Annotated in this window: 19 protein-coding genes; 6 read left to right on the plus strand and 13 right to left on the minus strand. The window is 69.8% G+C overall.

The features are described from left to right. Positions 1–3 precede the first annotated feature (3 nt). From AC3WQY_RS09655 to AC3WQY_RS09675, 5 genes are all read right to left on the minus strand, one after another. The gene (locus AC3WQY_RS09655) at positions 4–1395 is read right to left on the minus strand and encodes an FAD-binding protein (protein ID WP_492707843.1); all 1392 of its coding nucleotides are present in this window, start codon (positions 1393–1395) and stop codon (positions 4–6) included. Next, positions 1392–2900, minus strand: coding sequence for an ABC transporter substrate-binding protein (locus AC3WQY_RS09660; protein WP_492707845.1), 1509 nt, complete (start codon positions 2898–2900; stop codon positions 1392–1394). The genes AC3WQY_RS09655 and AC3WQY_RS09660 overlap by 4 nt, the downstream gene beginning before the upstream one ends. Positions 2901–2937: 37 nt before the next feature. Beyond that, the gene (locus AC3WQY_RS09665) at positions 2938–3774 is read right to left on the minus strand and encodes an ABC transporter permease (RefSeq protein ID WP_492707847.1); all 837 of its coding nucleotides are present in this window, start codon (positions 3772–3774) and stop codon (positions 2938–2940) included. 197 nt (positions 3775–3971) lie between these two features. Then, positions 3972–4940: an ABC transporter permease gene (locus tag AC3WQY_RS09670; protein WP_492707849.1), complete on the minus strand. Its 969-nt coding sequence runs from the start codon at positions 4938–4940 to the stop codon at positions 3972–3974. Positions 4941–5015: 75 nt separating this feature from the next. Continuing rightward, on the minus strand, positions 5016–5564 hold the full coding sequence (locus tag AC3WQY_RS09675; protein ID WP_492707851.1) for a peroxiredoxin: 549 nt from the start codon (positions 5562–5564) through the stop codon (positions 5016–5018). 246 nt (positions 5565–5810) lie between these two features. Between AC3WQY_RS09675 and AC3WQY_RS09680 the strand changes: the two genes are divergently transcribed. Then, a complete protein-coding gene (locus AC3WQY_RS09680) occupies positions 5811–6596 on the plus strand; it encodes a PEP-CTERM sorting domain-containing protein (protein ID WP_492707853.1) in 786 nt (261 codons plus the stop codon). Between the two features lie 84 nt (positions 6597–6680). Here AC3WQY_RS09680 and AC3WQY_RS09685 read toward each other — a convergent pair whose 3' ends face one another. The 4 genes from AC3WQY_RS09685 to bufA2 all read right to left on the minus strand — a co-directional run bounded on the left by AC3WQY_RS09685 (position 6681) and on the right by bufA2 (position 10029). Next, positions 6681–8018, minus strand: a complete 1338-nt coding sequence (locus tag AC3WQY_RS09685) for an MATE family efflux transporter (RefSeq protein WP_492707855.1) — start codon at positions 8016–8018, stop codon at positions 6681–6683. Positions 8019–8082: 64 nt separating this feature from the next. Continuing rightward, on the minus strand, positions 8083–8877 hold the full coding sequence (locus tag AC3WQY_RS09690; protein ID WP_492707857.1) for an HvfC/BufC family peptide modification chaperone: 795 nt from the start codon (positions 8875–8877) through the stop codon (positions 8083–8085). Beyond that, positions 8874–9743, minus strand: coding sequence for an MNIO family bufferin maturase (bufB, locus tag AC3WQY_RS09695; RefSeq protein ID WP_492707859.1), 870 nt, complete (start codon positions 9741–9743; stop codon positions 8874–8876). The genes AC3WQY_RS09690 and bufB overlap by 4 nt, the downstream gene beginning before the upstream one ends. A gap of 25 nt (positions 9744–9768) precedes the next feature. Beyond that, complete coding sequence (gene bufA2 / locus AC3WQY_RS09700; RefSeq protein WP_285234774.1) at positions 9769–10029, minus strand: BufA2 family periplasmic bufferin-type metallophore; 261 nt, start codon at positions 10027–10029, stop codon at positions 9769–9771. Between the two features lie 218 nt (positions 10030–10247). Between bufA2 and AC3WQY_RS09705 the strand changes: the two genes are divergently transcribed. From AC3WQY_RS09705 to AC3WQY_RS09720, 4 genes are read left to right on the plus strand one after another with little or no spacing between them, the layout of a single operon-like run. Next, positions 10248–11126, plus strand: coding sequence for an N-acetylmuramic acid 6-phosphate etherase (locus tag AC3WQY_RS09705; protein ID WP_492707862.1), 879 nt, complete (start codon positions 10248–10250; stop codon positions 11124–11126). Next, positions 11126–12400 carry an MFS transporter gene (locus tag AC3WQY_RS09710; protein WP_492707864.1) on the plus strand — a complete coding sequence of 425 codons (1275 nt, stop codon included), beginning with the start codon at positions 11126–11128 and terminating at the stop codon, positions 12398–12400. The genes AC3WQY_RS09705 and AC3WQY_RS09710 overlap by 1 nt, the downstream gene beginning before the upstream one ends. Beyond that, positions 12397–13551: an acyltransferase family protein gene (locus AC3WQY_RS09715; RefSeq protein ID WP_492707866.1), complete on the plus strand. Its 1155-nt coding sequence runs from the start codon at positions 12397–12399 to the stop codon at positions 13549–13551. Before AC3WQY_RS09710 ends, AC3WQY_RS09715 begins: the two co-directional genes overlap by 4 nt. 6 nt (positions 13552–13557) lie before the next feature. Continuing rightward, complete coding sequence (locus AC3WQY_RS09720; RefSeq protein ID WP_492707868.1) at positions 13558–14820, plus strand: glycoside hydrolase family 10-like protein; 1263 nt, start codon at positions 13558–13560, stop codon at positions 14818–14820. A gap of 7 nt (positions 14821–14827) precedes the next feature. On the opposite strand, the gene AC3WQY_RS09725 is transcribed toward AC3WQY_RS09720, so the two are convergent. Then, positions 14828–15883 (minus strand): patatin-like phospholipase family protein, encoded by a 1056-nt coding sequence (locus AC3WQY_RS09725; RefSeq protein ID WP_492707870.1) that lies wholly within the window; start codon positions 15881–15883, stop codon positions 14828–14830. Positions 15884–16752: 869 nt separating this feature from the next. Here AC3WQY_RS09725 and AC3WQY_RS09730 point away from each other — a divergent pair. Next, the gene (locus AC3WQY_RS09730) at positions 16753–20043 is read left to right on the plus strand and encodes a TonB-dependent receptor (RefSeq protein WP_492707872.1); all 3291 of its coding nucleotides are present in this window, start codon (positions 16753–16755) and stop codon (positions 20041–20043) included. A gap of 55 nt (positions 20044–20098) precedes the next feature. Here the strand turns inward: AC3WQY_RS09730 and AC3WQY_RS09735 are convergent, their stop codons facing one another. The 3 genes from AC3WQY_RS09735 to AC3WQY_RS09745 are packed head-to-tail and all read right to left on the minus strand — an operon-like array spanning position 20099 to position 23182. After that, positions 20099–21418: a sensor histidine kinase gene (locus AC3WQY_RS09735; RefSeq protein WP_492707874.1), complete on the minus strand. Its 1320-nt coding sequence runs from the start codon at positions 21416–21418 to the stop codon at positions 20099–20101. Continuing rightward, a complete protein-coding gene (locus AC3WQY_RS09740; RefSeq protein WP_492707876.1) occupies positions 21408–22052 on the minus strand; it encodes a response regulator transcription factor in 645 nt (214 codons plus the stop codon). Before AC3WQY_RS09740 ends, AC3WQY_RS09735 begins: the two co-directional genes overlap by 11 nt. A 50-nt stretch (positions 22053–22102) precedes the next feature. Next, a complete protein-coding gene (locus AC3WQY_RS09745) occupies positions 22103–23182 on the minus strand; it encodes a PEP-CTERM sorting domain-containing protein (protein ID WP_492707878.1) in 1080 nt (359 codons plus the stop codon). Between the last annotated feature and the right edge of the window lie 172 nt (positions 23183–23354).

The raw sequence follows: 23354 nt of genomic DNA on the forward strand, positions 1-23354 counted from the left end.
AGTTCAGGTCTGGGCCGCCGCGCTGCGCCCGGCGATGCGCCCGCTCAGCACGCAGCCGCCCAGGAAGGTGCCCTCCAGCGCGCGCAGCCCATGCAGGCCGCCGCCGCCGAAGCCCGCGGCCTCGCCGGCCGCCAGCAGGCCCGGGATGGGCTGGCCCGCATGGCTCAGCACGCGGCTGGCCAGATCGGTCTGCATGCCGCCCAGGCTCTTGCGGCTGATGATGTGCTCGCGCACCGCGATCAGCGGGCCGGCCCGCGGGTCGAGCAGGGGGCGGGGCTTGCAGGTGCGGATGCGGTCGCCCTTCCACTCGCGCAGCTGGGCGATGCGGCGCAGCTGCTCGTCGTTGTGCAGGGCCGGGCCGCGCGCGATGTTGGCGTCGTAGGCCTCGACGCCGGCGCGCACGCGCGCCAGCTCCACCGCCTGGTCGCCCTGCAGCGCGTTCATGCGCGCCACCAGCCCGGCCAGGTCGGGGGCCTGCACGAAGTCCGGGCAGCCCGCCAGCATCTCGCGGTAGAGCCAGCGGTTGCCCAACAGCAGGTCGCGCGCAAAGCCGAGCCAGCGGCGCTCGCGCACCGAGGGGTTGAACTCGGCGCCCGAGACCGCCAGCTCCTTGAGCGCGATGCGGCGGTTCATCAGCTGCCAGGAGTAGGCGCGCGGCTCGGCGCAGATGCGCGCCACCAAGTCACGCGTGTCGTAGCCGGTCACCAGGGGCATGGGGCCGATGCGGTCGCCGCGCCAGTTCAGCCACAGGGCCGAGCGCGGCGGCACCAGCGAGAGCCCATGCTCGGGCTTGCGCGGGCGCGGATGGGCCACGCCGGCGGCGTAGTTCCACTGCCGGTCCAGATGGGTGATGCAGCCGCCCGCGGCGGCCACGGCATCGTGCAGCAGGCCATCGGCATAGCGGTGCGAGCCATTCAGCAGGCGCGCGGGCGGCTGGCCCCAGTCGGCATGCCAATGGGCGCGCACGCGCGCCAGGTTGCCGTTGATGCCACCAGCGGCCAGCAGCACCGCGCCGGCCTCGCGCAGGCGTGCGGCCGGCGGAGCGTCCTCGGCCGCGGGCACCAGCTCGGTGGCGGCGGTGCCCAGCGGCATGGGGGTGCCGCGGGTGGCGATGTTCTCCTTCAGCGTGGCGGGCACGCCGTCCAGGCAGGCGCCCTGCGGGCCCACCAGCGGCTCGCCCTCCAGCCAGCGCGCCTCGGAGGCGCGCGCCTGCGCCAGCGCGGCCTCGGCGTCGAGCGCATAGAGCGCGTGCAGCTGGCTCTCCCAGCGCTCGATGTGGGCCAGCACCGCCTGCGTCACCTCCACCGGGCTGAGCTGGCGGGCGGCGTAGGCGGCCACCAGCTCGGTGGCGCTCCAGTCGTGCAGGGGGCGTGAGGGCATATCGGGGCTCGTCATCGTGCGGTTCCTTCCCAGCTGAGCGCGGCCAGGTCGTTGGCAAAGATGGGCATGTCGGTCCACAGGCCCTTGAGGCCGCGCTTGGCCACCGTGATCCACTGCGGCTGGTAGAGGTAGGCGGCCACGGCGTCCTGGGCGATCAGGCGCTGGGCCTCACCCAGCAGCTTGGCACGCTCGGCCTCGCGCGGCGCGTTCAGGATGCGCTGGTAGAGCGCGTTGAACGCGGCGCTCTCATAACCCCAGTAGTAGCCGGGCTTGGCGAAGTTGCCGAGGTCGTAGGGCTCCACATGGGCGATCAGGGTGAGGTCGAAGGCCTTGTTGGCATACACGCCGGAGAGCCATTGCGCCCATTCGATGTTCTCGATGCGCGCCCGGATGCCCACCTTGGCCAGCTGCGCCGCCACCACCTCGCCGCCCTGGCGCGCATAGGGCGTGGGCGGCAGCTTGAGGCTCAGCTCCAGCGGCAATGCCACGCCGGCCTCCTTCAGCAGCGCGCGTGCGCGCTCCGGGTCGTAGGGGTTGATCGCGGTGGTGTCCACATAGCCCAGCGCGCCGGGCACATAGTGGCTACCGATCGGCACGCCATAGCCATCGGCGGCGGCCTCGATGACGGCCTGGCGGTCGATCGCCAGCGCGATGGCGCGGCGCACGCGCACATCGTCGAGCGGCTTCTTGCGGTGGTTGATGGCCAGGATGGTCTTGGCGCGCGAGGCGCCCACCAGCACCTGGTAGCGCTGCGGCTGCGCCTTGAACTGCGCCAGGCTGCGCGCCGCGGCCACGCGCGGAAACACATCGACATCGCCGCTCAGCAGCGCCGCCACCTGGGCCGCGGGCTCGGAGATGAAGCGGAACTGCACGCGCTTGAGCGCCACCGCGCCCGCGTTGTTGTTGTTTCGGTAGCCCGGCCAGGCCTTCAGCGTCAGGCTGGCGCCGCGCGCCCACTGCGCCAGCTGGTAGGGCCCGGTGCCGACCGGCTGCGTGGCATTGCCGGCGGCGCTCTTGGGTTCGACGATGATGGCGGTGGCCTGGCCCAGCAGGAACAGGAAATCGGGCTCGATGCTCTTCAGGCCTATCACCAGGGTGTCGGGCGCGGGCGTGGCCAGCAGCGCGATATTGGCGAACACGCGCTTGTCCTTGTTGGCGCTCTTCTCGCCGGCGGCGCGCTCGAAGGAATACTTCACCGCCGCGGCATCGCAGGGCTCGCCGTTGTGGAAGCGCAGCCCCGGGCGCAGGCGGAAGGTGTAGGTCTTGAGGTCGGGCGAGACCTCCCAGCTGCTGGCCAGCAGCGGGCTCACGCGCCCATCCGCGCCGATCTTGGTGAGGGTCTCGAAGACGTTGTAGTGCACGATCTCGGCAATCGCCGAGGCCGCGCCCAGCGTCGGGTCCAGGCCCGGCGGCTCCAGGGTCATGCCCAGCACCAGGCTGTCACGCCCCTGGGCGTGCGCGGCCGGCAGCGCCAGCATGGCGGCGGCACTGCTCAGCAAGACCTTGCGGCGTCGAATCATCCGGAACTCCTCACGACCGGCGCATCTTGCCACGCGCTCACTCGCGCAGCCGCGGGTCCAGCAGATCGCGCAAGCCGTCGCCCAGCAGATTCAGCCCCAGCACGGTGAGGGCAATCGCCAGGCCCGGCCAGACCGCCAGCAGCGGCGCCTGGAACAGCCAGGTCTGGGCCTCGGCCAGCATGCGGCCCCAGGAGGGCTCGGGCGGCTGGCTGCCCAGGCCCAGAAAGGCCAGCGCCGCCTCCGCCAGGATGGCTAGGCCGAACTGGATGGTGGCCTGCACGATCAGCAGCGGCAGCAGATTGGGCAGCACATGCACCCAGGCAATCGCCAGCGGGCCGCGCCCGAAGGCGCGCGCGGCGCGCACATAGTCGCGCTGCCACTGCACCAGCGCCGCGCCGCGCGTCAGGCGCGCATACACGGGCACGCTGTGCAGGGCGATCGCCAGCACCGCGACGGCAAGACCTGGCCCCAGCGTGGCGGCGAGCAGGATGGCCAGCAGCAGGGCCGGGAAGGCATAGCCGAGATCGGCGGCGCGCATGATGAGCTCCTCGCACCAGCCGCGTCGCGCCGCCGCCAGCAGACCCAGGCCAGCCCCCAGCAGCAGGCCCAGGCCGGCCGCACAGGCGCCCACCAGCAGGGCATTGCGCGCGCCCGCCATCAGCTGGCTCAGCAGGTCGCGGCCCAGGCCGTCGGTGCCCAGCCAATGGGCGGCGCTGGGCGGCTGCAGCTTGGCGGCCAGCTCGATCTCGGCGGGCGGCCAGGGCGTCCACAGCAGCGAGAGCAGGCCCGTCAGCGCCACCGCCAGCACGATGGCGGCGCCGGCGCAGAAGCCGCGATGGCGCCGCGCGCGGGGCCAGAAGCCGTTTGCTTGCATGTCAGTTATCCGCTCCGCGTTCGCGGCACCCGCGACGCATGAACCCGGTGCTCGGGCCGAGCGCCGGGCCGCCCCAAGCCGGCCCGCGCTGGCGATGTGCTTGCCGGTCAATCCGGCAAGCATCGCCGTCCCCGCGGGGGACCGACCGGGCTCGCCCACGTTCAGCGGGGCGAGATTGGGCGAGGGGTTGTTTTACTTCAGCCATGTTCGCGCTCCCTGCGCAGGCGCGGGTCCAGCGCCAGGTAGAGCAGGTCCACCACGAAGTTCAGCAGCAGCACCAGCGCCACCAGCAGCAGCACGCCATTGCGCAGCACCATCAGGTCGCGGTTGGCCACCGCCTGGAACAGCAGCCGGCCCAGCCCGGGCAGCTGGAAGATGTTCTCCACCACGATGGTGCCGGCCAGCAGGTTGGCGAACTGCAGGCCCATCACGGTGACGATGGGGATCAGCGCATTGCGCAAGGCATGGTGCAGCAGGATGCGCGGCTCGCTGGCGCCAGCGGCGCGCGCGCTGCGCACATAGTCCTCACCCAGCACCTCCAGCAGGGCCGAGCGGGTGATGCGCGCCAGGATGGCGGCCTGGGTGAGCGCCAGCGCCAGCGCCGGCAGGGCCAGGGCCTGCAGCGCCGGGCCCAGGCCGCCGCCCTCGGCCGCACGCCAGCCCGGGAAGCCGCCGGCCGCGACCCATTGCAGCTTCACCGCGAACAACAGCATCAGCAGGATGGCAAACCAGAAGCTGGGCGTGGCCAGCCCCAGCTGGCTCAGCAGCATCACCAGCAGATCGCCCGGGCGGCCGCGCCGCGCCGCCGCGTAGCCGCCCGCCGCCAGCGCGATCAGCGCCGCCAGCGCCATCGCCAGCAGGGCCAGCGGCAGGGTCACCACCAGGCGCTCGGCGATCAGCTCGGCCACCGGCGCGCCATAGGCATGCGAAAGCCCCATCTCGCCGCGCGCCAGGCCGGCCAGCCAGTCCAGGTAGCGCAGCGCGGCGGGCCGCTGCAGGCCCAGTTGCTCGGCCAGCGCGGCCACCGCCTCGGGCGTGGCCTCACTGCCCAGCATCAGCTGCGCCACATTGCCGGGCAGCACCTCCAGCAGCCCGAAGATCAGCGCCGTGGCCGCCAGCAGGCTGATCAGCAGGCTGGCAATTCGCGGCAACAGGGCTCGTGGCATGGCGGTGGGTGAGGCGGCAGAGGCTGGCGGCACATTGTCACCGCGACCGGCCCGCCCTCCCCGCGCCCGCGCCGCTTACTTGCCCGCCGCCTTGAGCGCCTGCGCCGCCTTCAGCATCGCGCCGACATGGCCCTCGGGGCTCATGCTGGCATGCACGGCGGCGATCTTGCCGTCGCGCGAGATCAGGTAGGAGATGCGGTCGGCCATGCCGGGCACGATCTTCAGCGCGGCGTCGTAGTCCTTCATGACCTTGGCGCCGGCATCGGCCGCCACCGCGAACTTGCCGCGGCAAGCCTCTGTGCTGAACTTCTTGAGCGTCTCGATGTCGTCGTTGGACATGCCCAGCACCGTCACATCCAGCGCCTTGAACTGCTCGGTGGCCTCGGAGAACAGGTGCGCCTCGACGGTGCAGCCGCTGGTGAAGGCCTTGGGATAGAAGTACAGCAGCACCGGCCCCTGCTTGAGGCTGGCGGCCAGGCTGAACTTGTAGGGCGCGCCCGCCAGCGCGGCATCGGCTGCGAAGTCGGGCGCCGGCGCCCCCACCGGCAGGGCGGCAAAGGCGGCGCTGCTCAGCAGCAGGGTGGCGGTGGCGATGACCGTGGCGCAGGTGGTCTTGAGACGCATGGCAGACATCCTTTTTTCGGAAGCCCGCATCATGCCCGGCCGCCGCGCCGGCTGCGCCGGCCAGCGGAGAAACCATGTGGCCGCGGCCGGGCATAGATGTAACAAGCAGCCGAAAACACTTGTCGACATTTCTTACACATGCAAGAGATCTCGATATTCAAGTCTTGATTCATAAGGATTTTCCCTTTGGCCCGCTATTTGCATCCCAGGGGCCGGGTCCTTTTCATCAACGCAAAAAAGTTACAAATGAACAAACTGAAGAGCCTCTGCGCCGCCCTGGTACTGGGTGGCCTGACCGCCGCGCAAGCCGGCCCGATCCTGATCGTGAATGGCATGTCCACCACGTCCGAGGTGGGCACCACCACCGCCGTGACCAACAACCTGCAGGCCCTGCACCTGGCCGTTGGCAATACCGTTACCGTGGCCGACAGCCTGCCGCTCTCGCTGGCCGGCTATTCGCAGGTCTGGGACGTGCGCTTCAACACCGGCCTCGACGCCGGCGCGACGAGCGAATACAGCGCCTTCCTGTCGGCGGGCGGTGGCCTGTTCCTGATGGGCGAGAACTCCAGCTTCATGAGCCGCAACAACTCCATCCTGTCGCTGATCAGCGGCCTGGGCGGCGGCAGCATCGGCTTCAACGGTTGCTTCGATGGCTTCGAGAAGGTGTACGCCCCCTTCGACGGCCCGAACGCGGTGAGCAACGTGAACTACGCGGCCTCCGGCTGCTTCACCGGCCACGGCACCGGCAACTGGATCACCTCGCGCAACGACGGCTCGCTGGGCGCCGGCATTGCATTCGGCGTGGGCAGCCTGTCCGGCGCCAGCAAGGGTGCCCTGACCACCATCCTGGACGTCAACTTCATGATGAACCAGTACGACCTGCCGAACTCGCAGCAGCTGACCAAGAACCTGATTGGTTATGTGGGCGACCAGGTGGAGCCGCCGAACCGCGTGCCGGAACCCGGCGTGCTGGCCCTGGTGGGTCTGGCCGCCGCGGCAGCCGCCGTGGCGCGTCGCCGCAAGGCCGCCTGATCGGGCAAGCGCGGCCGCGCGCCGCCAGCCCGCAACGCGACCCGCAGCCTCCTGCAGGCTGCGGGTTTTTTCATGCCCGAGCCTTCAATGCGAGGCCTGCCGGCGCAGGCGCCGATGCGCCGCGCGCGCATGGGGCACCCAGCCATGGCGCGCCCAGCGCCGCCACATCAGCAGGCCGCGCAGCCATTCGTCGGCGGCGTAGGCGATCCAGATGCCCACCAGGCCCAGGCCCAGCACCTGGCCCAGCAGCCAGCTGCCGCCGGCCAGCACAACCAGCATCGAGGCCGCACCGGCCAGCACCGGATAGCGCGCGTCGCCGGTGGCGCGTAGCGCGTTGATCACCACCAGATTGAAGGTACGGCCGGGCTCCAGGATCACCGTCAGCCACATCAGGGTGACGGCCTGGGCGACGATGGCCTGGTCGTGCGTGAACAGGCGCAGCAGCCAGGGCGAGGCCAGCGCCGCCGCAGTGGCCACCGCCACGCTCACCAGCAGGCCGCGCCCCAGCGCGCGCCGCACCAGCCGGTGCGCGGCATGCAGCTGGCCGGCGCCGATCAGATGCCCGACCACGATCTCGGCCGCGAAGCCGGTGGCCAGGCCGAACAGCAGCACGAAGTACATCAGCTGCGAGGCATAGGAATGCGCGGCCAGGGCACCGGCGCCCAGCTGGCCGGCCACCGCGATGCTGACCATGAAGGCCAGGCGGTAGGCGATGTTCTCGGCCGCCCCGGGCAGACCGATGTGCAGCAGCCCGGCCAGCTCGCGGCGCGGCAGCCGCCACCAGTCGGCCCACTGCGGGCGCAGGCCCAGGCGGCTACGCCACAGCCACAGATGCAGCAGCAGGCCGAGGCTGCGGCTGCACAGCAGGGCGAGGGCAAAGCCTGGCAGGCCCAGCCATTGCATGAAGGGCATCGCCAGGCCCAGCTGCACGATCTGCATCGCCACCAGCACCGCCAGGGTGTCACGCGTGCGCAGATGGGCCCGCATCACGCTGGCCATGGAGGCGTTCCAGGCATCCAGCAGCATCGCGGGGGCGAGTGCCTGCAGCAGGGGCGCGGCCAGCGGCAGCACCTCGGGCGGCGCATTCAGCAGGCGCAGCAGCGGCGCGGCGGCCAGCGCCGCGGCCAAGGCGGTGAGCCCGCCGATCCAGCTGCTGGCACCCAGGGCGGCGCGCGCGCTGGCATCGGCGAGCTCGCGCCGCCCGCCGCCCAGGCTCTGCGTGATCACCACGCTGATGCCGGCACCGACGATGCGAAACAGGATGAACAAGGTGCCCGCCACATGGTTGGCGAGCGCGAAGCCGGCACCCGCGCTGTCCGAGATGCGTGCCGCCAGCAGGGTGCCGATCAGGCCCACCGCAATGCCCAGGCAAAGCTCGAGGAACAGCGGCCAGGCGAGCGAGAACAGGCGGGGTTGTTGCATGGACGGGGCAGCGGGAAGGACGCCGCGGCATCCTAGTGCAGCGGCCGCGCCGGCGCTGTACCCGTTAGGTAACCGGGGGCGCCTGCAGCAGCTCGTCGGCCAGCCATTGCTGCAGCGCGCCCAGCGCCACGGCGGCGGCCTGTTCGGGCCCTTGCGCCAGCGCTGCCGCCTCGCACAGATGCGCAAACGTGCCGCCCGCGCTCAGCAGGCTTTGCAGCAGCGCAGCTTCCTCGGCAGCGAGCGAGCGCCAGCGCGTCTCCAGGCCCTGGCGCCAGACCAGCAAGCCATGGGCCTGCGCCAGCGGCTCGGGCAGCTCGGGTTCGGCCGCGCCGCTGCGGTGCTGGCGCAGCGCGCGCCTGACCGGCTCCACCGCCCAGTCCAGCGCCAACAGCCGCACGCTGGGCTGCGGCCGCAGCGGCAGGCCGGCCCATGCCTCGGGCGCCAGCGCCTGCAGATGCGCAAGCGTCATCGGGGTGGCCGCGGCGGCGTCGAAGGCGCCGCGCAGGGCCCAGTCCATGCGTGCCAGATCGCACAGCGCCGCATGCGGCAGCCGCGCGGCGTAAGGCCCGTCCATGAAGTCGGCCAGCGCATCGCCATACCAGCGTATCGAGGCCTGCTGCGAGGGCCGGGCATCGATATAGGCATGGCCCAGCGCATCGAAGGCCACGTCGCCCATGGCCAGGGCCAGCACCTCGTAGTTGTCGCGCAGCGCGCCCAGCAGGCGGGCGCGGTAGGCATGGGCATAGACGGCCAGCCGCGCCAGGCTGCGCTCGGTCAGCAGGCCGGCAAGCGTCTGATCGGCGGCACGCCCCTCCAGCACCGTCGCCTGCAGCCCGCGCTGCTGCGCCAGCAGGCTCATGCGAACGCTCCCACCGCGGCGGCCGGGGTCAGGTCTTGCGCGACGCGCCGTGCCACATCGCGCGCGGTGGCCAGTTCGGCCAGCAGATCGGCCAGCGGCGGGATCTGGTCGTCGCGCTCGATCATGGTGGGCTTGGGGCCCAGCCGGCCCAGCGTATAGGCATAGAGCTCCCAGACCGCGGGGCAAACCGCGTGGTCGTGGGTGTCGATCACGAGCTCGCCCAGGTCCTCATGGCCGGCCAGATGGATCTGCACCACCTGCGCGGCGGGCATGCGGTCGATATAGGCCCGCGGGTCGAAGCCATGGTTGCGGGCCGACACGTAGACGTTGTTGACATCCAGCAGCAAGCGGCAGCCGCTGCGCCTGAGCAGCTCGGCCACGAAGCTGGCCTCGTCCATCTCGTCGGCCGCAAACGCCACATAGCTGGAGACGTTCTCCAGCACCAGCGGGCGCTGCAGCAGCTCCTGCACCTGCGCGATGCGGCCGCACAGATGGTGCAGCGAGGCCTCGGTGTAGGGCATGGGCAGCAGGTCGTGCAGATTGCGATGGTCCACGCCGGTCCAGCACAGATGGTCCGACAGCCAGGCGGGCTGAATGCGATCGGCCAGCGCCTTCAGCTCGCGCAGATAGTCCAGGCTGAGCGGGTCGGCGCTGCCGATGGACAGCGACACGCCATGCATGACGACGGGGTAGTCGCGCCGCAGGCGTTCCAGATGCCAGAGCGGCTTGCCGCCGGGCACCAGATAGTTCTCGGAAATGATCTCGAGCCAGTCCGGCCGCAAGCCGGCCGGCAGGGGCTCGGCGAGGGCCTGGTAATGCTCGGTCCGGAGGCCCAGGCCGAAGCTATCGGGTTGGATGCTGGACATGGGCGCTCCTGGCGAGTTCGGCCGCTTACTTTTCCACCTTGCCGCCGGCCTTGGTGCATTCGGCCGCGCTGGCCTTGCTGACCCAGCCCTGGCCCTTGCAGCTGTTGTGGCCCTTGCATTCGCTCTTGGCGGTCTTGCACTCGGAGCTGCCCTTGCAGCTGTTGATGCCGGAGCACTTGACCATGCCGTCGTCGGCGGCCTGCACGGCGGTGCTGAAGCCGGCGGTGGCAAACAGGGCGGCAGCGGCGGCGGCGATGGACAGGCCGGTCTTGAGGGTTTGTTGCATGTGAAGCTCCTGAGATGAATGAAGGAATCGTTGAGGTTGCTTGAACAACAGGCCGTGGCGGCGTCGCCTTGCCCACGACTTGTGAGCTTGTGTCGCGCCTGCGCGGCCTGGCCTTACATACGCGTCGAAGTTTTTTTTGGATGCGGATTACCCTCGGTTATGCCCGCGGGCCCGCCATTCATTGGCCAGGGCCGGCCAGGCCCCGTAGAGTCGGGCCCATGCTCAAGACCGAGACGCCCAGCCCCGCCCACCAGAACCTGGATGAATACGAGACGCCGGCCCTGATCGCCGCCTTTGTGGACGACCAGGGCGAGGCGGTACGGGCGGTGCGCGCCGCCGCACCGCAGCTGGCGGCGGCGGTGCAGGCCGCCCTGCCCCGCATCCGCGCCGGCGGCCGGCTCATCTATGTGGGCGCCGGCACCTCCGGCCGGCTGGGCGTGCTGGACAGCGTGGAGCTCTACCCCACCTTCTCCTGGCCGCATGAGCGCGCGCTGGCCCTGCTGGCGGGCGGGCCCGGCGCCATGTTCGAGGCGGTGGAGGGGGCCGAGGACGACGCTGCCCAGGGCGGCGTCGACGTGCTGTCTTTGCAGCTCACGCCGAACGACGTCGTGCTGCTGCTCGCCGCCTCCGGCGCCACGCCCTATGTGCTGGGCGCCCTGCAGGCGGCGCGCGCCGCCGGGGCGCTGACCCTGGGCTTTGCCAACAACCCGGGCGCGCCGGTGTCAGGTCTTGCCGAGATCGGCATCGTGCTGGACACCGGGCCCGAGGTGATCTCGGGCAGCACGCGGCTGAAGGCGGGCAGCGCGCAGAAGATCGCGCTCAACACCTTCTCCAGCGCGCTGATGGTGCAGCTGGGCAAGGTCTACGGCAATCTGATGGTGGATCTGAAGGCCACCAATGCCAAGCTGCTGCGCCGCGCCCTGGACCTGACCATGCGCGCCAGCGGCGCCGACGAGACCCGCGCCGAGGACATGCTGCGGGCCTGCGACCATTCGGTAAAGCTGGCCATCGTGGCGCTGCGGCGTGGCTGCACGCCGGCGCAGGCGCGCGCCGCGCTGCAGGCCGCCGACGGCAGCGTGCGCCGGGCGCTGCGCTGATGATGGCGGCGCCACGCAGCCCCTGGGCCTGGATCCCCAGCCTCTACCTGCTGCAAGGCATCCCCTATGTGGTGGTGATGACGCTCTCGGTGGTGATGTACAAGAACTTGGGGCTAAGCAACACCGAGATCGCGCTCACCACCAGCTGGCTCTACCTGCCCTGGGTGATCAAGCCGCTGTGGTCGCCCCTGATCGAGTTGCTGGGCAGCAAGCGGCGCTGGATCTGGGCGCTGCAGTTCCTGGTCGGTGCGGCGCTGGCCGGCGTGGCCCTGGTACTGCCGCTGCCGGCCTGGTTCCAGCTCAGCCTGGCGGTGTTCTGGCTGATGGCCTTTGCCTCGGCCTCGCACGACATCGCCGCCGACGGCTTCTACCTGCTGGCGCTGCAACAACACCAGCAGGCCGCCTTCGTGGGCGTGCGCTCGACCTTCTACCGCATCGCCAATATCGCCGGCCAGGGCGGCCTGGTCTATCTGGCGGGCGTGCTGCAGGAGCGCAGCGGCAGCATGGCCACGGCCTGGAGCCAGGTCTTCATGCTGCTGGCCGCGGCCTTCGTGCTGCTGGCGCTCTACCATCTCGCGCTGCTGCCGCGCCCGGCGGCGGATCGCCCCGCCGCGCGTACCGGCCGGCCGGTACGCGAGTTCTTCGCCGTCTTCAAGGCCTATTTCCGCAAGCCCGCCATCGGGGTGATCCTGGGCTATCTGCTGCTCTACCGCTTCCCGGAGGCGCAGCTGTTGAAGCTGGCCACGCCCTTTCTGCTGGACGCACCGGCGCAGGGCGGGCTGGGCCTCAGTACCAAGGAGGTCGGCATCGCCTATGGCACGGTGGGCCTGACGGCGCTGACCCTGGGCGGCCTGCTGGGCGGCTGGATCATCTCGCGCGTGGGCCTGAAGCGCGCGCTTTGGCCGCTCATCCTCAGCATGCATGTGCCCAACCTGGTGTTCCTGCTGATGGCGCTCATGCAGCCCGGCAGCCTGTGGCTGGTGAGCGCAGCGCTGGCGCTGGAGCAGTTCGGCTACGGCCTGGGCTTCACCGCCTATCTGATGGTGATGATTCTGGTGGCCGAGGGGCCGCACAAGACCGCGCATTACGCCATCTGCACCGGCTTCATGGCCCTGGGCATGATGCTGCCGGGCATGTGGAGCGGCTGGCTGCAGGCGCAGATCGGCTACCCCTGGTTCTTTGCCTGGGTGCTGCTGGCCACCCTGCCCTCGTTCGCGATGACGGCCCTGCTCAAGGTGCCTGAAGGCTTCGGCAAGAAGGAGGCCGACGCGTGAGGCACGACGAGCAGCGCCTGGCCAGCCTGGACGCCTTCCGCGGCTTCACCATCGCCGCCATGCTGCTGGTCAACAACCCGGGCGACTGGGCGCATCTGTACGGCCCGCTGGCGCATGCCGAGTGGCATGGCTGGACCTTCACCGACTGGATCTTTCCCTTCTTCGTCTTCATCAGCGGCGTGGCCATGCACATCAGCCTGGGCCGCCGTGCCGCGGCGGGCGCCGCCCGGCAGGCCCTGCTGCTGCAGACCTGGCGGCGCGGCCTCGTCATCATCGCGATCGGGCTGGCGCTCAACCTCATCCCAGCCTTCCATCCCGAGACCCTGCGCTGGCCCGGCGTGCTGCAGCGCCTGGGCCTGTGCACCCTGCTGACCGCGCCGCTGGCGCTGTTGCTGGGCTGGCGCCAGCAGCTGGCCGCGGCCCTGGCCCTGCTGGGGCTCTACAGCCTACTGATGCTGTGCGTGCCGGTGCCGGACGCCCAGGGCGTGTGGCATGTCGGCTCGCTGCAGCCCGGCGAAGACACCGGCGCCTGGCTGGACCGCGCGCTGATGGATGGTCATCTGTGGGCGAAGAGCAAGCACTGGGACCCGGAGGGCCTGCTCTCCACCCTGCCGGCCCTGGCCAGCCAGATCGCCGGCCTGCTGGCCGGCCACTGGCTGATGGCGCGGCGCGCGCCGGTCGAGAAGGCCATGTGGTTCATGGTGTCAGGTCTTGCCTGCCTGTGGCTGGGCCAGCTGCTCGACGCCTGGCTGATGCCCATCAACAAGAATCTCTGGACGCCCGCGTACACGGTGGCGATGACGGGCTGGGCCTGCCTGCTGTTCGGCAGCTTCTACTGGCTGCTGGACGCCATGCCCCTGCCGTTGCTGCGCGCGCGCCTGGCGCGCTGGGCCAGGCCGTTGCAGGTGTTCGGCATGAACGCGCTGTTCATCTTCGCGCTCTCGGGCCTGGTGGCCAAGCTGCTGGGATTCGTCAAGCTGGCGCAGCCGGACGGCAGCCAGCGCACGCTCAAGGCCCTGCTGTATGCGCCCATCCAGGCCTTGGAGCTGGCACCGCGCAATGCCTCGTTGCTGTTTGCCCTGGCTTTCTGTGCCAGCATGTACCTGGTGGCCTGGGTCATGTGGCGCAGGCGGTGGTTTGTGAAGGTTTGAGATTGCATGCAACGACGTAAGGCCCTGACGGCCGTGGCGATGATGGGCCTGGCCGGCTGCGCGCCCCTGCCCATCCCGCCGGCCGAGCCGCCCGCCCCACCGGCCGAGCCGCCGGCGCGCGAGTTCCGCGCCGCCTGGGTGGCCACGGTGGCGAATATCGACTGGCCCAGCCGCAAGGCCTTGAGCAGCGCCGAGCAAATTGTCGAGATTCACGCCCTGCTGGACCGCGCCGCGGCGCTCGGGCTCAACACCATCATCCTGCAGGTGCGCACCAGCGCCGACGCGCTCTACCCCTCGGCGCTGGAGCCCTGGAGCGAATACCTGAGCGGCACGCAGGGCCAGGCCCCCGAGCCCTTCTACGACCCCCTCGCCACCTGGGTGAGCGAGGCCCATGCGCGCGGGCTCGAGCTGCATGCCTGGTTCAACCCCTACCGAGCGCGCCAGAGCCAGGCGCGCTCGGCGGCCGCGGCCGGCCATCTGAGCCAGACCCGGCCGGACTGGGTCAAGCGCTATGGCGACCAGCTCTGGATCGACCCCGGCGAGCCCGCGGCCGCCGCGCACACGCTGGCGGTGGTGCGCGATGTGCTGCAGCGCTACGACGTCGATGGCATCCACATCGACGATTACTTCTATCCCTACCCGGTGCAGGACGGCAACAAGCAGGAGCTCGACTTCCCCGACGAGCCGAGCTGGCAGCGCCACGGCCAGGCCAGCGGCCTGAGCCGCGCCGACTGGCGCCGCGACAACGTCGACCGCCTGGTGCAGCAGCTCTACCAGCTGGTGCGCGAAGCCGGAAAACCATGGGTCAAGCTGGGCATCAGCCCCTTCGGCCTGCCGCGCCCCGATCTGCGCCCGGCCGGCATTGCCGGCTTCTCGCAGTACGACAAGCTCTACGCCGACGTGGAGCGCTGGCTGCGCGAGGGCTGGCTGGACTATCTGGCGCCGCAGCTCTACTGGCCGCGCGCGCAGACCGCGCAGGCGTTCGAGGTGCTGCTGGACTACTGGCATGGTCAGAACCCGCTGGGCCGGCATATCTACCCGGGCCTGTTCACCAGCCGCATCAGCGACAAGGCCGACAGCTGGCCGGTGGACGAGATCCTGGGACAGATCGCGCTCACGCGCGCACGCGCGCCCGGCTCGGGCCATGCCCATTTCAGCATGGTGGCGCTGGCGCAGAACCGGCGCGGCCTGGCCGATGCCCTGCTGGCCGGGCCCTATGTCGAGCCGGCCCTGCCACCGGCGATGCCCTGGCTGGCTCCCAGGCCTTAGGGCCCCTCTAGAGGAACTCGGCGCGGATGTCGACCGTGGAGGCCTTGCCGACCTGCTCGACATGCGCCGCCAGCCAGGCCTCGGCCTGGGCGCGGCCGGCATCGCGCAACTCGCACAAATAGGCCCAGCCAATATCCAGCTTGCTGCTGGCCGCCTGGGCCGCCATCAGCTCGTCGCAGCGTATCGAGTGGATGCGCATGCGGCGCGCGTCCGCGGGCGCCAGCTTGCCACGGTCGATCAGGCTGGTGACGAAGGCGATGGCGCGCATCTCGCGCATCAGCGAGGAGTTGAAGCTGATCTCGTTGACGCGGTTGGCGATCTCGGCCGCCGTGCGCGGCACGCCCCGGCGCACCAGCGGGTTCACATGCACGATCAGCACGTCGGCGCTGACGTCCTCATAGATGAGCGGGAAGATCGCCGGGTTGCCCATGAAGCCGCCGTCCCAGAAATACTCGCCGTCGATTTCCACCGCCTGGAACAGGCTGGGCAGGCAGGCGCTGGCCAGCACCGCATCGGCCGTGATCTCGCTGCCGCTGAAGACGCGGATCTTGCCGGTCTCGACATTGGTGGCGCTGAGGAACAGTTTCAGCGGCAGCGCCCGGCGCAGCGCGTCGAGATCCACGCATTGCTGCAGCAATTGGCGCAGCGGGTTGATGTTGAGCGGGTTGAGCTGGTAGGGCGAGAAGGCCTGCAGCAGGCTGCCGGCCCACCAGTGCTGCGGCGAGAACTCGGGCGGCAGCGCCCGTTGCCAGCCCTGCATGAAGGCTTCCAGCCAGGGGGCTTGCCAGGGCGTCAGCCGGCCGGCCGCGGCCACCGCCTGCCAGAGCCCGGCGAGCGCCTGCCGCGCACCCTCGGGCCCGCCGCGCCGCAGGCCGTCGGCCAGGGCCACCGCGTTCAGGCTGCCGGCGCTGGTGGCGCTGATGGCCTCGATGCGCAGGCGGCCGTCGGCCAACAAGGCATCCAGCACGCCCCAGGTGAACGCGCCATGCGAGCCACCGCCCTGCAGCGCCAGATTGATGGCTTTTCTTTCCTCGCCCGCTGGTTTCTTGGATGCGCGCGCCATGCGTCCCCCGGTCGGAACCGCCCCGCCTGGGTAGGCAGGTCTAGGAGGCTGTCGGGCTTAGGGATGGGCTCGCGCCAAAGCGAGTTGCCTGGCCAGCCTAGGCGGCGGTGCCGCCGTGGGATCGGCCCCCACCAGGCACCGGCAACGACGGATGGCCAGGCAAATCGCTATGGCCCGAAGGGTTGGGACGCTTTGGGGGCGCATGCGGCGTTGCAACTGCTCGCCGGATGTCCAATCCGGCTCCGCATTGCGCCTTGCCTGCACCCCCAAAGCGTCCCAACGCGAGCCCATCCCTAAACCCGACAGCCTCCTGCCACCATCATGCCGCAGCGTCGCCGGAGAATTCGCACCCAGCTTGTGGACTTTGAGCAACGGCTGGCAAAAAACATGCACGCCGCAATTCGCCCTCGCAGGGTGCCAAAACCCGGCGCTGCTGCCCATGCGTGCACCAGCCTGGGGCCGGCTCGTGGCCGGCGCAGCCGCCGCCGCCCGGCCGATGTGGGCCACAGGACACACTCTGTGACAAGGTCACAAAAGCTCAATATCCAGGCCCCAGACTGCACCCCGTGGACGACCGAATCCGCACCGCTTTTGCGCCACCAGGCATGGCGCGAGGCAGGCCCAGGACCTGGCAATCCTGGGAACGCGCGGATTGAAGTGGAAAGGCCCCGCTGGTAGGCTTTTCACTTGGATAGAAGTGGGATGAGTGCGAGTTGGCGCGCTTGTCCGGCCTGCCGAAAACCCTTTGAAGACCCCCTGGGGCCATTTTTTTGCCGGAAAACTGCAACGTCAAACGTTTGCGGACCGGCTTCAAGGTGTTTCGGAGCGCCAGGATTCGGTCACTGAATTCTCAACATGGAGCATGCAGGATGAGCAGCAAAGATTGGTCTGGATTTTCGAGGACGGCACTCAGCGTGGCCGTTGCCATCGTCGCGGCAGCCCCCGCGTTCGCGCAGAACACCACCTCGGCCGTGGCTGGCCGCATCATCGGCGCCGATGGCAAGCCGGTGGCGGGCGCCACGGTGAGCATCGTGCACCGTGAGTCGGGCTCGGTGAACAACATCACCACGGACGGCGAGGGCCGCTACAGCGTGCGCGGCCTGCGCGTGGGCGGCCCCTACACGGTGACCGCCAGCAAGGGCAGCGAGAAGGAAAGCCGCGATGGCATCTACCTCGCCCTGGCCGAATCGCTGAACCTCGACCTCACCCTGGGCGGCAATGTGCTGAGCCAGGTGGTGGTGACCGGCAGCGCCGTGGCGAGCAAGTTCGACAGCGCTTCGCAAGGCGCCGGCACCAGCCTGGGCCGCAAGGAGCTCGACGCCTACGCTTCGATCCAGCGCAATCTGCAGGACTATGCGCGCCTGGACCCCCGCCTGGCGCAGACCGACAAGGAGCGCGGCGAGATCTCGGCCATGGGCCAGAACACCCGCTTCAACTCGATCACCATCGACGGTGTCTCCACCAACGACACCTTCGGTCTGGAGGCCAACAACCTGCCCACCGCCAAGCAGCCGATCTCGATCGACGCGATCCAGGCGGTGCAGGTCAACCTCTCCAACTACGACGTGACCCAGAAGGGCTACACGGGCGCCAACATCAACGCGGTGACCAAGTCCGGTACCAATGAGTACAAGGGCAGCGTCTATTACGTCTACCGCGACGACAGCATGGCCGGCCAGCGCTACAACCGCGGCACCCAGGGCTACTTCCAGCCCGCGACCTTCAAGGAAGACACCAAGGGCTTCACCCTGGGTGGCCCGATCATCAAGGACAAGCTGTTCTTCTTCGCCAACTACGAAGAGCTCAAGAGCACCCGCGCGACCCCCAGCTTCGGCCCGGTGGGCAGCGCCCTGACCAATGTGGGCATCACGCCCGCCCAGATCGACGCCGCCATCAAGGTCGCCAAGGACAAATGGGGCATCGACGTGGGCAGCACGGAGATCCCCGCCGGCGTCGAGCTGAAGGTCAAGGACTACCTGCTCAAGCTGGACTGGAACATCACCGACAAGCAGCGCGCCAACCTGCGCTATGCGAAGACCGAGCAGGGCGACCCGACCTTCGCCGGCTTCAGCTCGACCTCGCTGTCGCTGAACTCCTACTGGTGGAGCCAGAAGAAGAGCATCGAGACGGTGGTGGGCCAGTGGTTCTCCGACTGGACCGACAACTTCTCCACCGAAGTCAAGGTCTCCAGCCGCAAGTACGACAGCGTGCCTGAAAACGCTGCCAACCTGCCGCAGATCCAGCTGACCTGGACCGGCGCCGCGCCCGCGGGCACCGCCAGCGGCGACCGCTCGCTGTTCTTCGGTACCGAGAACAGCCGCCACTTCAACATCCTGCGCACCGACACCAAGGACGCCTATTTCGCCGGCAACTGGGTGAAGGACGACCACGAGATCAAGTTCGGCGCCGACTACAGCAGCAACGACACCTACAACGCCTTCCTGCAGAACACCAAGGGCACCTACACCTTCCGCGGCGCGGACCCGGTGGCCCTGTTCCAGGCCGGCAAGCCCTCCACCTATGTGGTGCAGCTGCCGCTGACCGGCAAGACGCTGGAAGACGGCGTGGCGCTGTGGAAGCTGAACAACATCGGCCTGTTCGTGCAGGACACCTGGACCGTCAACGACAAGCTGAACCTGACCGTGGGCGCGCGCGTCGACCAGGTCGACATCCCCGACGCACCGCTGTTCAACCAGGCTGCCAAGACCAAGTTTGGCTACGACAACAGCAAGACCATGGACGGCGCCAGCCTGTTCCAGCCGCGCTTCGGCTTCAACTACACGCTGAACGCCAAGGCCAAGGAAAAGCAGCAGCTGCGCGGTGGCTTCGGTCTGTTCCAGGGCGCAGCCGCCAATGTCTGGCTGTCCAACCCCTTCTCCAACACCGGTATGGCCACGGCCAACCTGAACTGCAACACCACCAACCCGCTGTGCCCGGCCAGCCTGCTGTTCAACGCTGACGCCAACAACCCGACCTCGATCACCGGCGTGCCCCCGGCCGCCAACATCGACTTCCTGGACCCCGGTCTGCGCCAGCCCTCGGTCTGGAAGATGAACCTGGCCTTCGACGCCGAGCTGCCCTACAGCCTGGTGGCCGGTGCCGAAGTGGTGCTGACCAAGACCAAGGACGGCATCAACTACCGCAACCTGAACCTGGGCACGCCCACGGGTACGGGCCCGGATGGCCGCGAGCTGTACTACAACGCCGCCGGTCTGGACGGCACGAAGTGCTGGAACGGCGGCCCGGCCTTCGTCAGCGGCTGCGGTGGTTCCAACCGCGCCAACCGCGACACCGCCTGGGGCAATGTGATCGTGGCCGAGCGCACCAGCAAGGGTGGCGGCCAGGCATTGACCCTGTCGCTGGGCCAGAACAACACCGGCTGGAACTGGTCGACGGCCTACACCTACACCACCGCCAAGGAAGTCAGCCCGCTGACCTCCTCCACCTCGTTCTCGAACTACGCCAACCGCGCCGTGTTCAACCCGAACGAGGACGTGGCCTCCAAGTCGTCCTACCTGATCCAGAACCGCTTCAGCGGTGCCGTGAACTGGTCCAAGGCCTTTATCAGCCAGTACAAGACCACGGTCGGCCTGGTGTACGAAGGCCGTTCGGGCAAGCCCTACAGCTGGACCTTCAAGAACGACATGAACGGCGACGGCATCAACGGCAACGACCTGATGTACATCCCGAAGGCACCGGGCTCGGGTGAGGTGATCTTCCGCGGCGCGCCCAACAGCGGCCTGAACAACGCCGCCGCCGCCGAAGCACGCTTCTGGGAAATCGTGGCTGCCAACCCCGACCTCGATGCCGCACGCGGCAGCGTGATCGGACGCAACAGCGCCAAGTCCAAGTTCGCCAACACCTTCGACCTGCGCCTGAGCCAGGAAGTGCCGGGCCTGTTCGCCGGCCACAAGGGCGTGATCACGATGGACTTCCTCAACATCGGCAACATGCTCAACAAGAGCTGGGGCCGCATCGACGAGATCCCCTTCACCCTGGGTGGCGGCAACGGCGGCAACCGCCGCGGCTTCGTCAACTTCGCCGGCATGCAGGGCGGCAAGTACGTCTACGGCGTGACCGGCCTGGACGACTACGAGACGCGCCAGAACAAGGGCGAATCGCAGTGGGCCGTGCAGGTCACCGCGAAGTACGAGTTCTAACCAGAACCCGCGCGCTTGCGTGACACACAGGGCTCCTTCGGGAGCCCTTTTTCTTTCATGGCCGCACCCACTCGATGCTGGCCTCGAAGCCGCGCCCGCCCGCGCAGGGCGAGCGCATCCGCAGCAGCGCCCCCGACTGCTCGGCGATCTTGTGCACCAGGGCCAGCCCCAGCCGCGCCTGCGGCCCCTGGCCCAGGGTCAGGTCTTGCCTGAGCTGCACCAGCCGGCCGGCATCCAGGCCCGGCCCGTCGTCGCGTACGCACAGGCGCCCCGGCTCCACCAGCAGCTCGACGTTCGCCTCCGCGCCGCCATGCAGGCGCGCGTTGTGCACCAGGTTGCGCAGCGCGATGCCCAGCGCGTCCATGTCGCCCAGCACCAGGGCCGGGGCCTCGCACAGATGCAGCTGCGGCGGGCGCTGGCTGCCATGCTCGAACTCGTCCAGCACCAGGCGCGCCAGCAGCTTGAGGTCCACCGGCTCGCGGCGCAGCGCCAGGCCGGCGTCCACCCGCGCCAGCTCCAGCAGGCGCGCGGCCAGCGCGCTGACGCGGTCCAGCTGCTTGAGCACCGCGCCGGCGCGCTCGGCCTGCGCCGGTGGCGCCGCCGGGCCCAGCACCTGCAGCAGGCGCTGCACCTGGGCGCGCGCCGCCGCCAGCGGGGTGCGCAACTCATGCGCCATCTGGCCGGCAAAGGCGCGCTCGGCCTCCACCATCATCTGCTGGCGCGCCCGCATCGCATTCACCTCCTGCAGCAGCGGCAGCCACTCCTGCGGCATGCCCTGCAGCGGCAGGGCGGCCTGGGCATCGCCGCGCAGCGCCTGCTGCACCGGCGCCAGGCTGCGGAAGCTGGCGCGCAGCAGCAGGTGCAGGATCAGCCAGCTCAGCGGCAGCAGGGCCAGCAGCGGCAGCAGCATCGCCAGCGCGGCCTCCCACAGCACCTCGGCGCGATGCGCCAGCGGCTCGGCCACCAGCACGCGGTAGACGCTGGCGCGCGAGTCCAGCACCGCCACGCGCCAGGCGCCATGGTTCAGCAGGCCCGGCCGCACCGCCGGCGCCAGCTGCGCCTCGGGCGCGCGGTGCGAGCGCCAGCGCAGGCGGCCCTGCGCGTCCAGCACCTGGTAGACGACGAATTCCTCGTGCGCGGCGAAGCCCGCCGGCGCGCCCTGCAGGGCCACGCTGCCCAGCACCGCATCGCCCAGGCCCAGCAGATGCTGGCCGGTCTCGATCAGGGCGCTGTCCAGCACCTCGTCGGTTTCCTCCTGCACCGCCAGCAGGGCCACGCCGCTGCCGAGCAGCCAGGCCAGCAGCAGGGCCAACAGCATGCGCCGGCGCAGGCGCCGCTCCAGGCTCCAGCCGGCGGTGGCGTTGTCAGGCCTCAAAGCGATAGCCCAGGCCGCGGTGGGTGCTGATGCGCGCCGGCCCCAGCTTCTTGCGCAAGCGGCTGACGATCACCTCCAGCGAGTTGCTGCTGCTGTCGGCATGGCTGAGCGGCGCCAGCGCCGTCTCCAGCCGGTCGCGCTCGACGATGCGGCCGGGCGCGGCGGCCAGGCATTTCAGCAGGGCCCATTCCATCGCGGTGAGCTCCAGCGCGCGCCCGCCACGGCGCGCGCAATGCTGGCGCAGATCGAGTTCCAGATCGCCCAGCGCCGCCAGGCCGGGCGGCTGGGCACGCCGCCACAAGGCCTCGATGCGGGCCAGCAACTCGTCCAGGTCGAAGGGCTTGGTGAGGTAGTCGTCGGCACCGGCGCGCAGACCCTGCACGCGCTCGGAGATGCGCTCGCGCGCCGTCAGCACCAGCACGGGCAGGCGCAGGCCCTGGGCGCGCCAGCGGCGCAGCAGGGTGAGCCCGTCGCCGTCCGGCAGCTGCAGGTCCAGCAGGGCCAGCTCGGGCGGCGGCAGCGCGGCCGCCTGCGCCAGCAGCTTGCACCAATGCACCCGCAGGCCGGCCGCCTCGAGATGCTCGCAAACCGCCTGGCCCAGATCGATGTCATCCTCGACGAGCAGCACTTGCATGCGCGCATCATCGCGCCGGGCGGCCGGCGCGCAGCGGGCAGCGCGCGCGCTCAGTTGCGTTGAATCAAGTCGCGGCGGCGCCAGACCAGGCCCGCCATGCCCAGGCCCAGCATCAGCCAGGTGGAGGGCTCGGGCACCGCGGCGATATTGCCGTTCAGGTTGATGGCGACGTTCTGCGCGCCGATGAATTCACCCACCTCGCTGGGGTCGGCATTGGAGTCGCCCAGCAGCGGCTTGGCCTCGTGGTTCTCGGGGTCGAAGGCGCCGATGTAGTGGTAGAACTCATAGCGCCGCACCACCGACTCGGACTTATCGCCCACCGCCGCCAGGCCGCCGTTCTCCAGCTGGCCCGCGTTCGGGTTGCCGGGGTCGGTCTGCAGCAACTGCCATTCGATCTCGGTCTCGCTCTTGGCCAGCTTGATCTTGGGGTCGCCGCCCATCAGCTCCTCGAGGCTGATCTTCTCCTCGAACTCGGTGGTGTAGACCTTCACCCAGACCGGCTCGCCGAACTGCGGCTCGGGCGTTTCCGGCGGCGCCGGCGCCTGGATGCGCGCCACCACCACCGGCGGCTGGGCCGGGTTGGGCGAGGGCGTCACCTGCCAGGCGGGCGCCGGCAGCGCCGCCGTCACCGGGCTCAGCACGCCCGAGCCGGGGCTGCTCTCCACCAGCCAGCTGTAGCGCGTCTGGCTCGCATTGCCCACCGTGCCGACACCGAAATGGTCGCAGGGCGTGCTGGGGCCATAGCCGATGCCGCCACCGGTCCAGCAACTCTCGCCCGGGGTGCTGAACACGCCGCTGGGCGTGCCCACGTTCCACACGCCGGCGGCAAAACTGGCCTTGTAGGTGACGCGCACGCCGAACACGCCGCCGACGTTGTACTCGGTGACCTCGGGGGCCCCATAGCGCTCCACCGTGGTGGGGAAGCCGCGGCCGGCGCCGCCAAAGGTGTCGGTGATGTCACCCAGATGCAGGCCTTCGAGCTCGATCTCGAAGCCATGGGCGGTCTGACCGGTGTCGTTCACGACGTCGAAATTACCCAGCGTGCCGAACACGCTGGCAGCCGCCCACAAGGGGCTCAACAAACCCAGGCTCAGGACCAGGGGACGCAGGGACGGACATGGCTTCATCATGGTGCGGCACTCCTGTAGGCAACAGCGGCGCCAGCATGGGCGCGCAAGATGAACCGAAACTGAACCGCGCGCCGCCTGCCCCCTGCGTGCGGGACATCCCGGGAGATCCCGAACATGCGCCGAGGTTATGCCCGGCAGCGCCATTGACATTGGTCACCCGGGCGCGCGGCCA

This window comes from Roseateles sp. FW301-B2 (assembly GCF_058788955.1).

Bases quoted from the DNA above. Each gene is read 5' to 3' on its own strand.
- AC3WQY_RS09655 (WP_492707843.1), bottom strand. From the start codon at position 1,395: ATGACGAGCCCCGATATGCCCTCACGCCCCCTGCACGACTGGAGCGCC.
- AC3WQY_RS09660 (WP_492707845.1), bottom strand. From the start codon at position 2,900: ATGATTCGACGCCGCAAGGTCTTGCTGAGCAGTGCCGCCGCCATGCTG.
- AC3WQY_RS09665 (WP_492707847.1), bottom strand. From the start codon at position 3,774: ATGCAAGCAAACGGCTTCTGGCCCCGCGCGCGGCGCCATCGCGGCTTC.
- AC3WQY_RS09670 (WP_492707849.1), bottom strand. From the start codon at position 4,940: ATGCCACGAGCCCTGTTGCCGCGAATTGCCAGCCTGCTGATCAGCCTG.
- AC3WQY_RS09675 (WP_492707851.1), bottom strand. From the start codon at position 5,564: ATGCGTCTCAAGACCACCTGCGCCACGGTCATCGCCACCGCCACCCTG.
- AC3WQY_RS09680 (WP_492707853.1), top strand. From the start codon at position 5,811: ATGAACAAACTGAAGAGCCTCTGCGCCGCCCTGGTACTGGGTGGCCTG.
- AC3WQY_RS09685 (WP_492707855.1), bottom strand. From the start codon at position 8,018: ATGCAACAACCCCGCCTGTTCTCGCTCGCCTGGCCGCTGTTCCTCGAG.
- AC3WQY_RS09690 (WP_492707857.1), bottom strand. From the start codon at position 8,877: ATGAGCCTGCTGGCGCAGCAGCGCGGGCTGCAGGCGACGGTGCTGGAG.
- bufB (WP_492707859.1), bottom strand. From the start codon at position 9,743: ATGTCCAGCATCCAACCCGATAGCTTCGGCCTGGGCCTCCGGACCGAG.
- bufA2 (WP_285234774.1), bottom strand. From the start codon at position 10,029: ATGCAACAAACCCTCAAGACCGGCCTGTCCATCGCCGCCGCCGCTGCC.
- AC3WQY_RS09705 (WP_492707862.1), top strand. From the start codon at position 10,248: ATGCTCAAGACCGAGACGCCCAGCCCCGCCCACCAGAACCTGGATGAA.
- AC3WQY_RS09710 (WP_492707864.1), top strand. From the start codon at position 11,126: ATGATGGCGGCGCCACGCAGCCCCTGGGCCTGGATCCCCAGCCTCTAC.
- AC3WQY_RS09720 (WP_492707868.1), top strand. From the start codon at position 13,558: ATGCAACGACGTAAGGCCCTGACGGCCGTGGCGATGATGGGCCTGGCC.
- AC3WQY_RS09725 (WP_492707870.1), bottom strand. From the start codon at position 15,883: ATGGCGCGCGCATCCAAGAAACCAGCGGGCGAGGAAAGAAAAGCCATC.
- AC3WQY_RS09730 (WP_492707872.1), top strand. From the start codon at position 16,753: ATGAGCAGCAAAGATTGGTCTGGATTTTCGAGGACGGCACTCAGCGTG.
- AC3WQY_RS09740 (WP_492707876.1), bottom strand. From the start codon at position 22,052: ATGCAAGTGCTGCTCGTCGAGGATGACATCGATCTGGGCCAGGCGGTT.
- AC3WQY_RS09745 (WP_492707878.1), bottom strand. From the start codon at position 23,182: ATGATGAAGCCATGTCCGTCCCTGCGTCCCCTGGTCCTGAGCCTGGGT.